Annotated in this window: 8 protein-coding genes; 4 read left to right on the plus strand and 4 right to left on the minus strand. The window is 59.8% G+C overall.

Annotated features, from left to right (window positions below; genetic code table 11):
• The first annotated feature begins 30 nt into the window (after positions 1-30).
• Positions 31-1,230: an ABC transporter ATP-binding protein gene (locus tag ACQRAP_RS07985; RefSeq protein ID WP_427719729.1), complete on the plus strand. Its 1,200-nt coding sequence runs from the start codon at positions 31-33 to the stop codon at positions 1,228-1,230.
• Positions 1,231-1,766: 536 nt separating this feature from the next.
• Here ACQRAP_RS07985 and glgP read toward each other — a convergent pair.
• The 3 genes from glgP to galE all read right to left on the minus strand — a co-directional run bounded on the left by glgP (position 1,767) and on the right by galE (position 6,949).
• Positions 1,767-4,034 (minus strand): glycogen/starch/alpha-glucan family phosphorylase, encoded by a 2,268-nt coding sequence (gene glgP, locus ACQRAP_RS07990; RefSeq protein WP_427795334.1) that lies wholly within the window; start codon positions 4,032-4,034, stop codon positions 1,767-1,769.
• Between the two features lie 128 nt (positions 4,035-4,162).
• Positions 4,163-5,680, minus strand: coding sequence for a 4-alpha-glucanotransferase (malQ, locus tag ACQRAP_RS07995; RefSeq protein WP_427795335.1), 1,518 nt, complete (start codon positions 5,678-5,680; stop codon positions 4,163-4,165).
• Between the two features lie 207 nt (positions 5,681-5,887).
• Positions 5,888-6,949, minus strand: a complete 1,062-nt coding sequence (galE, locus tag ACQRAP_RS08000; protein WP_427728932.1) for a UDP-glucose 4-epimerase GalE — start codon at positions 6,947-6,949, stop codon at positions 5,888-5,890.
• Between the two features lie 266 nt (positions 6,950-7,215).
• On the opposite strand from galE, the gene ACQRAP_RS08005 reads away from it, so the two are divergent.
• The gene (locus ACQRAP_RS08005; RefSeq protein WP_427719726.1) at positions 7,216-8,421 is read left to right on the plus strand and encodes a PcsB-like coiled-coil domain-containing protein; all 1,206 of its coding nucleotides are present in this window, start codon (positions 7,216-7,218) and stop codon (positions 8,419-8,421) included.
• Between the two features lie 218 nt (positions 8,422-8,639).
• On the opposite strand, the gene murB is transcribed toward ACQRAP_RS08005, so the two are convergent.
• Complete coding sequence (gene murB / locus ACQRAP_RS08010; RefSeq protein WP_427728963.1) at positions 8,640-9,602, minus strand: UDP-N-acetylmuramate dehydrogenase; 963 nt, start codon at positions 9,600-9,602, stop codon at positions 8,640-8,642.
• A gap of 183 nt (positions 9,603-9,785) precedes the next feature.
• Here murB and ACQRAP_RS08015 point away from each other — a divergent pair, with 183 nt between their 5' ends.
• On the plus strand, positions 9,786-10,814 hold the full coding sequence (locus ACQRAP_RS08015) for a LacI family DNA-binding transcriptional regulator (protein ID WP_118388843.1): 1,029 nt from the start codon (positions 9,786-9,788) through the stop codon (positions 10,812-10,814).
• Positions 10,815-11,018: 204 nt separating this feature from the next.
• Positions 11,019-13,547 (plus strand): phosphoketolase family protein, encoded by a 2,529-nt coding sequence (locus ACQRAP_RS08020; RefSeq protein ID WP_427795336.1) that lies wholly within the window; start codon positions 11,019-11,021, stop codon positions 13,545-13,547.
• The last annotated feature ends 32 nt before the right edge of the window (positions 13,548-13,579 follow it).

Below are 13,579 nucleotides of genomic sequence, written 5' to 3' on the forward strand. Positions count from 1 at the left end.
GCGTGGCGCCGCGTATCGAAAGGTAGAGACATGGCCGAGATCGTTCTCAAACATGTTCAGAAGGTGTATCCCAACAACGAGTCCAAAAAGAAGGGCTTCTTTGGCAAAAAGAAGAAGACCGAGGAGAAGAAGCACAACCTCAAGGTTACCGAGGATGGCGTGCTCGCTGTAGAGGACTTCAACCTCACTGTTCACGACCAGGAGTTTATCGTCCTCGTTGGTCCCTCTGGCTGCGGTAAGTCCACGACGATGCGCATGGTTGCCGGCCTGGAGGACATTACCTCGGGCGACGTGCTCATCGACGGCAAGCGTGTCAACGACGTGGCACCCAAGGACCGTGACATTGCCATGGTGTTCCAGAGCTACGCTCTGTACCCCAACATGACGGTGTACGAGAACATGGCGTTTACGCTTGAGCTCAAGAAGGTCCCCAAAGACGAGATTGACCGCAAGGTTCGCTCCGCTGCCGAGATTTTGGGTATCACCGAGTACCTCGACCGTAAGCCTAAGGCGCTTTCGGGCGGCCAGCGTCAGCGCGTTGCTATCGGCCGCGCCATCGTGCGTGACCCCAAGGTATTCCTGATGGACGAGCCTCTGTCCAACCTGGACGCCAAGCTTCGTAACCAGATGCGTGCCGAGCTCATTAAGCTTCGCCACGAGATCAAAGGCACATTCATCTATGTTACCCACGACCAGACCGAGGCTATGACCCTCGGCGACCGCATCGTGGTCATGAAGGACGGCGTTGTTCAGCAGATCGCCACGCCGCAGGAGGTCTTCAACCATCCCGCGAACATCTTTGTCGCCGGCTTCATCGGCGTGCCGCAGATGAACTTCTTCGATGCCCAGCTGGTGCGCTCGGGCGAGGGCTTTACCGTCAAGACCGACGACATGAATGTCGCGCTGGCCCCCGAGACCTGCGCTCAGCTTGCGCTTAACTGGGACGGCGGGGACATGAAGGAGATCACGGCCGGCGTGCGTCCCGAGCAGATTCTGCTTGCCGACAAGGGCGAGGAGGGTGCGCTTCAGGGCACCATCGAGGTCACCGAGCTCATGGGTTCGACCGAGCACGTTCATGTGACGTCTCCCGACGGCCAGTTTGTCCTGATCATCCCTGTCGTCGACCTCGAGGCCAGGGGTTCGCTCAAGGCCGGCGACCCCATCTGGTTCAAGTTCGAGAAGAATGCGACCCATCTCTTCGATAAGGTCTCTGGCAAGAACCTTATCTAGACCCGATTCAATCAGGCCCTCCTTTTGGGCGACTGCGGTTTTGCCATCCTTTTGCCGTAGTCACATATAAGGTTCCCCTCTCGTCCGCTGAGCGAGAGGGGAACCTTTCTTTGTGCTGGGGCTGTCTGGCCGGTCGTTTGTCTCGATCTGTAACAGGTAGGGCCGATTTCGGACGTTAGATGTTACAGATCGAGATTGAGTTGAGTCGACTGTCCTTTCATCTCAATCCGTAACACGAGAGGCTGATTTCGGCAGCTACATGTTACAGAACGAGATTGTTTAGCCGGCTTATCCATTTGTCTCGATTTGTAACAGTAAGGGCGGATTTCGGACGTTAGATGTTACAGATTGAGATGAACCCTGGGGAAAGGACCGGTTTGTCTTGATCTGTAACAGGTGGGACCGTTTTTGCCGAGTAGGTGTTACAGATTGAGATGATTTAGTCGAGGCGGCTCACAGGAGCATCGCCTGGGCACAAAAAGCGGAGCCGCGTTGTCGCGACTCCGCTTTCAAAAGGATGGGTAATGGAAGCGAAATTAGCTCAGGTGCCAAATCTCGTCGTTGTACTGGGAGATTGTGCGGTCGGACGAGAAAGTGCCGGCGTTGGCGATGTTGATCAGCGCCTTGCGCATCCAAGCGTCCTGGTCCTCGTAGTCTGCCAGCACGCGCTCCTTAGTCTGGATGTACTCCTCAATGTCGAGCAGGGACATAAACCAGTCCTTGCCCTTGATGTCGTCGTGCAGACGCTGCAGGCGCTCCGCGTTGCCGGTCGCCATAAAAGCGGGGTTGGTAATAAAGTCCACCAGTAGCTTAATACCGGGCTTGCGGTAGAGCGCGCCGGCGTTATAGCTGCCGTCGGCGTAGAGCTGCTCGACCTGTTTGGACGAGGTGCCAAAGGTGTAGATGTTCTCGTCGCCCACGAGTTCGGCGATCTCGACATTGGCGCCGTCGAGCGTGCACAGGGTCAAAGCACCGTTGAGCATGAACTTCATGTTGGAGGTGCCGCTCGCCTCCTTGGAGGCCAGGCTGATCTGCTCGGAGATGTCGGCGGCGGGAATCACGCGCTCGGCAGCGGTGACGTTATAGTTCTCGATCATGACGACTTGCAGGTAGGGAGCCACGTCGGGATCGTTTGCGATCCACTGCGACAACGTCAGGATCAGATGGATGATGTCCTGGGCGATAGTGTAGGCAGGTGCCGCCTTGCCGCCAAAGATGATGGTGACGGGATGCTTAGGTCTATTGCCGTTCTTGATGTCGAGGTACTTCCAGATGATGTAGAGCGCGAGCATCTGCTGGCGCTTGTACTCGTGGATACGCTTGACCTGAACATCGATGATCGCGTTGGAGGGAATGGTCACGCCCTGTTCGAGCGCCATGAACTGGCGCATGATGGCCTTGGCCTTGACCTTGGTGGCGGCCAGGCGCTCAAGAACGTCCTTGTCGTCGGCGAATTCGGCGAGCTTGCTCAGGTCGCCGGTGCTGCGCCAATCGGTGCCAATCACATCGTCGAGCAGGCTGGCAAGTGCGGGGTTGGCTCCCTGGATCCAGCGGCGGAAGGTGATGCCGTTGGTCTTGTTGGAGAACTTTTCGGGATAGATCTCGTAGAACGGGCGAAGCTCGGTGTCCTCCAGGATCTTGGTGTGGAGGGCGGCGACGCCGTTGATGGAGAAGCCAAAGTGAATGTCCATGTGGGCCATGTGGACGGTGTCGTACTCGTCGATGATGGCGACGCGCGGGTCGCCATGCTCGGCCTTGGCAATCTCATCGAGTTTGACGATGATGTCGGCGATGGCGGGGGAGACCTTCTGCAGGCTGGCGAGCGGCCATTTCTCGAGCGCCTCGGCAAGGATCGTGTGGTTGGTGTAGGCGACCATGGATCGCACGATGGTAACGGCTTCGTCAAACTCGATGTCGTGCTCGGTGGTGAGCAGCCGGATGAGCTCGGGAATGACCATGGTGGGGTGCGTATCGTTAATCTGGACCACGGCGTAGTCGGCCAGATCGTGCAGGTTGCTGCCGCGCTCTACGGCCTCGTCGATCAGGAGCTGGGCGGCATTGCTCACCATGAAGTACTCCTGGTAGATGCGAAGCAGGCGGCCCTGCTCATCGGAATCATCCGGATAGAGGAACAGGGTGAGGTTCTTGGCGATCTTGGTCTTGTCGAAGTCGATGGAGCTGCCGGGGACCAGACCCTCGTCGACACTTGCCAGGTCAAACAGGCGCAGGCGGTTTTTGGTGGGCTGGCCATAACCGGGCACATCGATGTTGACGAGCTTGGAGGTGACGGCAAAATCACCGAACTCGACGGTGTAGGAGCGGTTGTCATCGATCAGGATGTCCTGCTCGCCGAGCCACTCGTCGGGGACGGCCTTCTGCTGGTTGTCGGCAAAGCGTTGGCGGAACAGGCCGTAATGGTAGTTGAGGCCCACGCCGTCACCGGTGAGGCCCAGCGTGGCAATGGAATCCAGGAAGCATGCGGCCAGGCGGCCCAGGCCGCCGTTGCCGAGCGAAGGCTCGACCTCGAACTCCTCGATCTTGTTGAGGTCGTGGCCGGCGGCGACGAGCTGGTCCTTAACCTCGTCATAGATGCCGAGGTCGATCATATTGTTGATGAGCAGCTTGCCGATCAAAAACTCGGCAGAGATGTAGTAGAGCTTTTTCTTGCCGTTGTTGAGCGGACAGGCGGCAGAGCGCTCCTGCACGAGCTTGACCAGCAGCTTATAAATACGACGGTCATCGAGCTGCTCGAGCGAGGTGCCAAAGGACTGCTCGGCGAGTTCTGCGAGGCTTATACGGGGCATGTTTCCTCCTGTGGTGAGTCGACTACATGTCAGAAATTCAAAAGAAGCCCGCGCGAGGGATTGGGATAGCCTCGCGCGGGAAAAGCGGTCGCGTCCACACGGTGGGGTGGGGTCGGGCGCGGTGGCTCCTATTGGGGAAGCTCGATTTCGGCTTCCGACGGGATGCGGAAGTAGGTCTCGGTCCAGTCGGTGAGCTTGCGCTCGAGTTCGCGGGTGATGGCGCCATCAAGCATGCGCCACGTCCAGTTACCGCCCAGGGTGGCGGGGGTGTTCATGCGCGCCTCGTTGCCCAGATTGAGCAGGTCCTGCATGGTGTAGATACAGGTGTCACTCACGCTGGCGGCGATGGTGCGGTTGAGCGCGTCGGCCATGGACTCGCCTGCCTGTTGGTGGGTGTACAGGGCCGCCTGCTCGCGCTGACGCGGGGTGGCCGTTCCCTCATACCAGCCGCGTGCCGTTTCGTTGTCATGCGTTCCGACGTAGGCGACGGTGTTGGCAATGTAGTTGTGCGGCAGGTAGTAGGAGTTGCTGCCTTCAAAAGCGAACTGCAGAATCTTCATGCCGGGGAAGCCCGTGGCGTCGCGCATGTCGATGACGCCGGGGGTAAGAAAGCCCAGGTCTTCGGCAATGATGGGAAGCGTGCCGAGCTTTTCCTCGAGCATCTTGAAGAGCTTGAGGCCGGGTCCCTGCGTCCATGAACCATATGACGAATCGGGAGAGGAGAACGGCACCTCCCAAAAGGCTTCAAAGCCGCGGAAGTGGTCCAGACGGATGATGTCGTACATGTCTAGGGCGGCTCGGACGCGGTCTTCCCACCAGGAGAAGCCGTCTGCTTCCATGGCATCCCAGTCATAGATGGGGTTGCCCCAGTACTGGCCGGTGGCCGAGAACTGATCAGGCGGCGTGCCCGCGACGCTGACGGGATTGCCGGCGGCGTCGATCTTAAAGAGCTCGGGCGTGGCCCACATCTCGACGGAGTCGCGCGAGACATAGATGGGCAGGTCGCCGATGATCAGGATGTCGTGCTCGTTGGCATAGGCCTTGAGGCGGCTCCACTGGCGATCGAAGAAATACTGCGTCATCTGGTGGTAGAGCATGCGCTCGGGATGGGTGGCGCAGACCTTGCTGGATGCCTCGCCGCGGCGGCGGAGCTCCTCGGGCCACTCCCAAAAGGCTTTGAGTCCGCACTCCTCCTTCACGGTCATAAACTCGCAGTAGGGAATGAGCCAGTCCTCGTTTGCCTGGATAAAGTCGTCGAAATCGGCCGGCTTGTCGGCAGCAAAGCGCTCAGCGGCTCGATCGAGAATCTGACGGCGGCCAACAAAGATGGCACCGTAGTCGACGTTGCTGGGGTCGGAACCAAGGAAGACGCCGTCGATGTCACGCTGCTCCAGATAGCCGGCTTCGATAAGCTCGGCAAAGTCGATCAAGTTGGGGTTGCCTGCGCGGGCCGAGAACGACTGATAGGGCGAATCGCCATAGCTGGTCGTCGTAAGGGGCAGGATTTGCCAGTAATGTTGTTTGCACGAGGCGAGAAAATCGACGAAGTCGTAGGCATTCCAGCCAAAGCCGCCGATTCCGTATGGTCCGGGCAGAGATGAGACGGGCATGAGGACGCCGCTTGCACGCTCCATGAATGCGCTCACCAACCTTCTTGTTGTGGGGTCGGCCTGCCGATGGGTGTGCAGTCCGCCTCCGATGTTCTGATTCGATACACCTATTGTATACATGTTGTTTAAACATGTATAGGCAAGATAAAAAAGTTGGTCGATTTTCGGCGAATGGTTACATGCCATGAAAAAGCCCCGGTCTCACATCGTGAGATCGGGGCAAGAACGGTGTGTAGGTTTTTGCTACTCGGCGTCGGCGAAGCCGTTGGGGTTGTGGCTCTGCCAGTTCCAGCTGTCGCGGCACATGTCCGCGATGTCGTACTGTGCCTTCCAACCCATCATGCGCTCGGCCTTGGAAGCGTCGCACCAGTTGGCGGCGATGTCGCCGGCGCGGCGCTCGCGAATCACGTAGGGCAGCTCTTTGCCACAGGCCTTGGAGAAGGCGGCGACGACCTCGAGCACCGAGGTGCCGGTGCCGGTGCCTAGGTTAAAGATCTCGACGCCGGTCTTGCCGTTCATCCAGTTGAGGGCGGCCACATGGCCCGATGCCAGGTCGCACACATGGATGTAATCGCGCACGCCGGTGCCGTCGGGGGTGGGGTAGTCGTTGCCAAAGACCTGAACGGCCTCGAGCTTGCCCACGGCAACCTGCGCGACATAAGGCACCAGGTTGTTGGGGATGCCCTTGGGGTCCTCGCCGATCAGGCCCGATGGATGGGCGCCGATGGGATTGAAGTAGCGGAGCAGCACAACGTCCCACTCGGGATCGGCGGTGTGAACGTCCATAAGGATCTGCTCAATCATCCACTTGGTCCAGCCATAGGGGTTGGTCGCAGGCTTCTTGGGGTCTTCCTCGGTGACGGGCGGGTTATCCGGATCGCCGTAGACGGTCGAGGAGCTCGAGAAGATGATGGACTTGCAGCCATGGTTGCGCATAACGTCGACGAGCACCAGGGTGTTCTCGATGTTGTTGTGGTAGTACTCGACGGGCTTGCTCACCGACTCGCCGACGGCCTTAAAGCCGGCGAAGTGGATGACGCGGTCGATCTGATGGGTATCGAAGATCTTGTTCATGGCATCGCGGTCGAGCACGTTGGCCTCGTAGAAGGTGAGGTTCTTGGCGGCCTTGTCGCCCACGATGGTCTTGACACGGTCGACGGCGACGGCGCTGGAGTTGGAGAGGTCGTCGACGATGACGACCTGGTAGCCACCCTCGAGCAGCTGAACGACGGTGTGCGAGCCGATAAAGCCGGCGCCACCGGTTACGAGGACGCAGGTGTCTTTGGGGTCGAGTGCTTTGGACATGTAGTCTCCTATCGAATCAGGAACACTTCCTGAGGGAGTATAGCGCAGGCAGGGGCACCCAAAACGTGCAGGGCAGGAAAAGCAGACGAACATGCTAACGTACTCATGGAAATGTTTGGCGTGGGCATAACCTTGACTTTGACGTTTGCATACGAGCCGCCGACCATGGGGTTTGCTGCCGTTCGTGGAAATCGTTGGGACGCGTCGGATGTACGCTAATATGTATGAGTTGAGCGACATATAAATAAACATGTAACGGAGTAGATATGTCACCAAACAGCGATTCCATCCTTTCCCAGGAGCTTTCGCGTCGCACTGCCCTCAAGGCCTTGTTCGGCGCCGCTTCTGCAGCCGTTCTTTTTGGTCTGCCCGCTCGCGCCCATGCTGCGGAGGCCACCAAGGAAACCACCGACAAGCTCAATGCGGCCCAGGCTCAGCTTGACGAGGTCCAGGCCCAGCTCGACAGCATCGCAAATGAATACGCGGCGCTGGCCAACAAGAACGCCCAGACCCTCAACGATATCGAGAGCGTACAGGGCCAGATTGACAGCACGCAGGCGCAGATTGACGAAAAGAAGGCCGAGCTCAAAAAGAAGCGCGGCGATCTTTCCGATCGCGTTTCCGCCAACTATAAGTCGGGCGGCACCAACATCCTGTCGCTGCTGCTCGCCTCGGGCTCGTTTGAGGAGCTCGTCGCCAATGCGCACTATGTTGAGAAGATCAACAAGAGCGACCGCGACGCCATCGAGGATATCCAGACCATCCAGAAAGAGCTCGATACGCAGAAGTCCGAGCTCGAGTCGCAAAAAGCCGACTTAGAGAAGCTTAAGGACCAGCAGACTGCCCAGATGCAGGACATGCAGGCCAAGCAGCAGGAGGTCCAGACGGTTCTGAACGGCCTCTCCGACGATGTCAAGGAGCTCATGGCTCAGCGCGATTCCGAGATTCTCGCTGCCGCCCAGGCTGAGGAGGCTGCCAAGAAGGCTGCCGCTGCTGCGGCTGCCGCAAACAAGAACAATTCCTACTCGGGTGGTTCAAACTCGGGTGGCGGATCGTATGCGCCCGGAAATCCGCAACAGAATGCCGGCTCGGGCAAGCAGCAGGCTGTCGTCAACGCATGCTACTCCACGCCTTCGCCTGGCCTAAACTGGTGCGCCGCCTGGGTCACCAACGTCTTCCGCAACGCCGGCGTGGGCTACTTTGGCGGCAACGCGTGCGACATGTTTAACGCCTGGTGCTACAGCTCCGATCGTTCGGCGCTGCAGGTGGGCATGATCGTGGCCGACTCGTCGCACAGTGGCACCGGTATGCCGGGTCTGCTGTACGGACACGTGGGCATCTATGTTGGCGGCGGCATCGTTATGAGTAACGAGGGCGCCATCACGTCGAGGTCGCTTGACTCGTTCATTAGCTTTTACGGTACTGGCTCTGGTGTGCGCTGGGGCTGGCTCGGCGGTATTGCGCTGTCGTAGCTGCGGCTTGGTCCGGGACAGTCCGAGAGGCATAAGGTTGCCTGCTCGGGCAGTCCTGCGCAAGACGAAGGCCACATTAAGTGGCCTTCTTTGCGTGCGGAACTCGCGATCAACCTTATGCCTCTCGGACTGTCCCGGCCCTCACGGGTCCTGAGCACGACACACCGGACTGGGTTATCTGAATAAATATGGTGAAGGCCCCTTTTGGGGCCTTCTTTTTATAAAAATTCGCCTACTCGGTGGACTTCGGGTTCTAGGTCTACGCCGAATTGGTCTTTGACGGTTGCTTGGATGTGGCGGATGAGTTCGTCGACGTCGGCGGCGGTGGCGTGGTCGGCGTTGACGATGAAGCCGCAGTGTTTTTCGCTCACCTGGGCGCCGCCGACGGCATGGCCGCGCAGGCCGGCATCCATGATGAGCTTGCCGGCAAAGTGGCCCTCGGGGCGCTTGAAAGTGGAGCCGGCGCTCGGCATGTCGAGCGGCTGCTTGTCCTCGCGGCGTTGGCGGTAGTCGTCCATGTCGGCCTTGATCATCGCGGCGTTGCCCGGGGCGAGATTGAAGGTGGCCGAAAGCACGATGAAGCCGTCGTCGGCGATGCGGCTCTTGCGATAGCCCAGATTGAGCTCGTCGACATCGAACTCGATGATGCTGCCGCTACCGCGGGTGCCGTCGTCGAGCGCGCGGGCGGGCTTGTAGACGCGTACAGACTCCAGCACGTCGGCCATGCAGGCACCGTAGGCGCCGGCGTTCATGTAGCAGGCGCCGCCGACCGATCCGGGGATGCCCGAGATGGGCTCCATGCCGGTGAGACCGGCCTCGGCTGCCGCGGCCGCAACATCCGAAAGCAGCGCACCGGCTGCTGCCGTAACGTGCGTGCCGTCGACGGTAATGTCGGAGAGGCCCTCGCCTAGCGCTACGACGACGCCGCGTATGCCCTTGTCGCCGACGAGTAGGTCGGAGCCGTTGCCCACGATGGTGAGTGGCAGATCGCAGCGATAGCAGGTATCGAGCGTGGCGACGAGGCCCTGCTCGGTGTCGGGCGTGACAAAGACGTCGGCCGGGCCGCCAATCTTAAACGTGGTGTGCTCGCGCATGGGCTCGCTCATCAACACGTTGTCCTCGCCGGCAACGCCAGCGAGCGCGCACAGCAGGTCCTCGTTAAAAAAGTCGTTCTCGTGCATCCGAATATCCGCCTTTTGGTGGTCGTTGTCATCAATCGATTGCAATATACCCCACCTGGACGTATTTGGTGCGCTGGCGGCGATAAAACAGCCGTCTACCGGATTGGTAAAGTGTTTATCATCGAGGTAGAGGGGCAGTCGCTATACTTTCAAGAGATTGCGCGTAAACCCGGAAGGAGCGAGATGGCCAACAAAGTCACCCTCAAGCAGATCGCCCAGGAGGTGGGGCTTTCCCCCTCGTCCGTCTCGCTTGTTCTCAACAATCGGCCTTGTCGCATCTCGGAAGAAAACCGCAAGCTCATCAAGGAGGTCGCGGCGCGCAACCACTATGTTCCCAACCAGATTGCGCGCAGCCTGGTCATGCGCGAGTCACGCACCCTGGGTCTTATCGTCCCCAACATCGAGAGCCGATTTTTTGCCTCACTTGCCGGTAGCTTGGAAAAGCGCTGCCGCGAGGACGGCTATGCGCTCTTTATTACCAGCTCGGGCGGAAGCGCCGACGATGACTTGGAACTGCTGCGCCAGCTGGTGACGCGCGGCGTCGATGGTGTCTTCCTGGTGGTAGGCGACGAGTTCTCGGACGACCGTGCCCTGCGCGAAGAGGTCAGCCATCTACCCATCCCTGCCGTGATGGTCGACCGCGCCATTGAGGGGCTCGAGTGCGACAAGGTGATGTTCGACCACGAGATGGGTGGCTATATGGCTACCCGCTATCTGATCGAGCAGGGCCACCGTCGCATTGCCTGCTTGGTTAATGCGCGTCGTTCCAATACGGGTCGCAAGCGACTTGCCGGCTATGAGCGCGCGCTGCGCGAGGTTGGCCTGCCTATCGACGCGCGTTTGGAGTTTGAGAGCGAGTACTACATTCCGAGCGCCTACGAGGCCTCGGAGGCGGTGCTCGCAACCGACGCCACTGCCGTATTCGCAAGCTCGGACAACATTGCCCTCGGTTTGCTCAAGCGTTTGCACGAGATGGGGAAGAGCATCCCGGGCGATATTTCGGTGGTGAGCTATGACAACTCGGCGGCCGACGTTCTCTTTGAGCCGGCGCTGACCGCCATTGAGCAGGATCCTGGTGTCCTCGCGGAACATGCTTTTGGCTGCATGTCCAAGCGTCTTGCCGGTAGGGGCGGTAGGCGTGCCGAAGAGGTCGTCCTGGAGCCGGCGCTTATCGTTAAGGGCAGCGTGCTCGAGCTTACTAAACATAACTAAACACGTTTATCAATTTGCAGAGACCGAATGTGGAGCACCTGTGGCAGACAATGCCGCAGGTGAATGTCGCGTTTTGTTGATCGATGTGATTGATATGGGTGATAAAACGTTTTTTCACCATGATAAAACGTTTTAGCAAATATACTAGTTCCAACGAATGGTTGCCGTATTGGAGGGCGACCGCACAGCGGAGGGACATAAACAATGGCTAAAACACTGGGGACGCCGTGGCAAAAGCTGGGCCACGAGGTGCCGGCTTCCGAGCTCGAGGGCGTCGACCTGTATTGGCGTGCATCGAATTATCTGTCCGTCGGTCAGATCTACCTTCGCTCTAACCCGCTCATGCGCCCCGACTTTGTCGATGAGAAAACCGGCGAGGTGCGCGACTTTGGTCGCCCGGACGTTAAGCACCGCCTGGTCGGTCACTGGGGCACCACGCCCGGCATCAACTTCCTGTTCGGTCATGTCAACCGCCTCATCGCCGATCACAACCAGAACGCGATCTTCTTGATGGGCCCGGGTCACGGTGGTCCCGCTGGCACCGCCCAGTCGTTGCTCGATGGCACCTACCGCGAGATTCGCCCCGACATTACCAATGACGAGGCCGGCCTGCAGAAGTTCTTCCGCCAGTTTTCCTACCCCGGCGGTATTCCGAGCCATTTTGCGCCCGAGACGCCTGGCTCCATCCACGAGGGCGGCGAGCTCGGCTACACGCTCAGCCACGCTTACGGTGCCGTCATGGATAACCCGAGCCTGCTGGCCGTGGCTGTGGTGGGCGACGGCGAGTCCGAGACCGGTCCGCTCGCGACCTCTTGGCAGTCTAACAAGCTCGTGAACCCGGCAACCGATGGTATCGTCCTGCCGATCCTGCACCTCAACGGCTACAAGATCGCCAACCCCACCATTCTTGCCCGCGTGTCCGACGAGGAGCTCACCAAGTTCTTTGAGGGCATGGGCTATAAGCCGCATTTCTTTGTCGCCGGCTTTGACGACGAGAGCCATGCGAGCATTCATGCGCGTTTCGCCGCCCTGTTCGAGCAGGTCTTCGATGAGATCTGCGACATCAAGGCCACCGCTATGGCTCAGGCCACTGCGGGCGAGACCGTGGTCCGTCCGGCCTATCCCATGATCGTGTTCCGTACGCCCAAGGGTTGGACCTGCCCCAAGCAGATTGATGGCAAGAAGACCGAGGACTCCTGGCGCGCCCATCAGGTGCCGCTCGCGAGCGCCAAAGATACCCACGAGCACTTCCGCGTGCTGCGCGAGTGGCTGCGCTCCTACAAGCCCGAGGAGCTCTTTACGCCCGAGGGCCAGGTGCGCCCCGAGGTGACGGCCTTTATGCCGACCGGCGAGCTGCGTATCGGCGCCAATCCCAACGCGAACGGCGGCAAGGTACGCCGCGAGCTCGAGCTTCCCGATATTCACGCTCACGAGATCCCCGTCGCAAGTAAGGGCCACGGCTGGGGCTCCACCGAGGCCGCCCGCGTCTTTGGTGAGTACACTGCCGATGTTTTGGCCAAGAACATGGATGATTTTCGCATCTTCGGTCCCGACGAGACCGCGTCCAACCGCCTGCAGGCTGCCTATAAGGTGACCAAGAAGCAGTGGGATGCCGGTTTCTACGAGGACGATGCCAACGACGAGCTGCTGGCCGGTTCCGGTAAGGTTGTCGAGCAGCTGTCCGAGCACCAGTGCGAGGGCTTCCTCGAGGCCTACGTGCTCACCGGCCGCTCCGGTGTGTGGAGCTCCTACGAGAGCTTTGTCCACGTGGTCGATTCCATGGTCAACCAGCACTGCAAATGGCTCGAAGCAACCAAGCGCGAGATTCCGTGGCGTGCTCCTATCAGCGGCCTCAACATTTTGCTGTCGAGCCATGTCTGGCGCCAGGACCACAACGGCTTTTCGCACCAGGACCCCGGCTTTATCGACCTGCTGCTCAACAAGGCCAACGACACGCATGTCGTGAATGCTTATTATCCGGCCGATGCCAACATGGCCCTTGCTGTGGCCGAGCGCGTCTACCAGTCCACCGACTGCGTCAATGCCATCTTCTGTGGCAAGCAGCCCGCCCCCACCTTCCAGACGGTCGACGAGGCCAAGTCTGAGCTCGCCGAGGGCGTAGCGACCTGGGAGTGGGCATCGACTGCCGACTCGCTCGCCGAGGCCGACGTCGTGGTCGCTACTTGCGGTGACGTGCCGACGCTCGAGGCACTGGCCGCAACCGATATGCTGCGCGGGCTGGGCATCAAGGTCTGGTTTGTCAACGTAGTCGATCTGCTCAAGATCCAGAACGTCTGCGAGAACGACCAAGCCATCAGCGATGAGCGCTGGGCTGAGCTGTTTGGCCGCGGCGAGAAGCCCGTGCTCTTCGCATTCCACGCCTATGCCGGCACGATTCGCCGTCTGATCTGGAACCGTCCCGGCCACGATGCCTTCCGCGTTCACGGCTACGAGGAGAAGGGCTCCACGACCACGCCGTTTGACATGCTGCGCCTGAACAACATGGACCGCTGGGCCCTGGCCGCCGACGTGCTGCGCATGGTTGACGCCGATAAGTTTGCCGAGCAGATTGATGAGTGGGAGGCCTTCCGCACCGAGGCTTTTGAGTTCGCGTGCGACGAGGGCTTCGATCACCCGGCCTTTACCGATTGGGTCTGGCCCGACGCCGCAGCCGCAACCGCTGCCGACGGCGTACTCTCCGCAACGCAGCTAACTGCCGGCGACAACGAATAGCATCCGGGACGGTCTCGCGCTGGGGCCGCCTC

The sequence above is a fragment of the Collinsella sp. SGI.180 genome, from assembly GCF_050313455.1.
Taxonomy (GTDB): domain Bacteria; phylum Actinomycetota; class Coriobacteriia; order Coriobacteriales; family Coriobacteriaceae; genus Collinsella.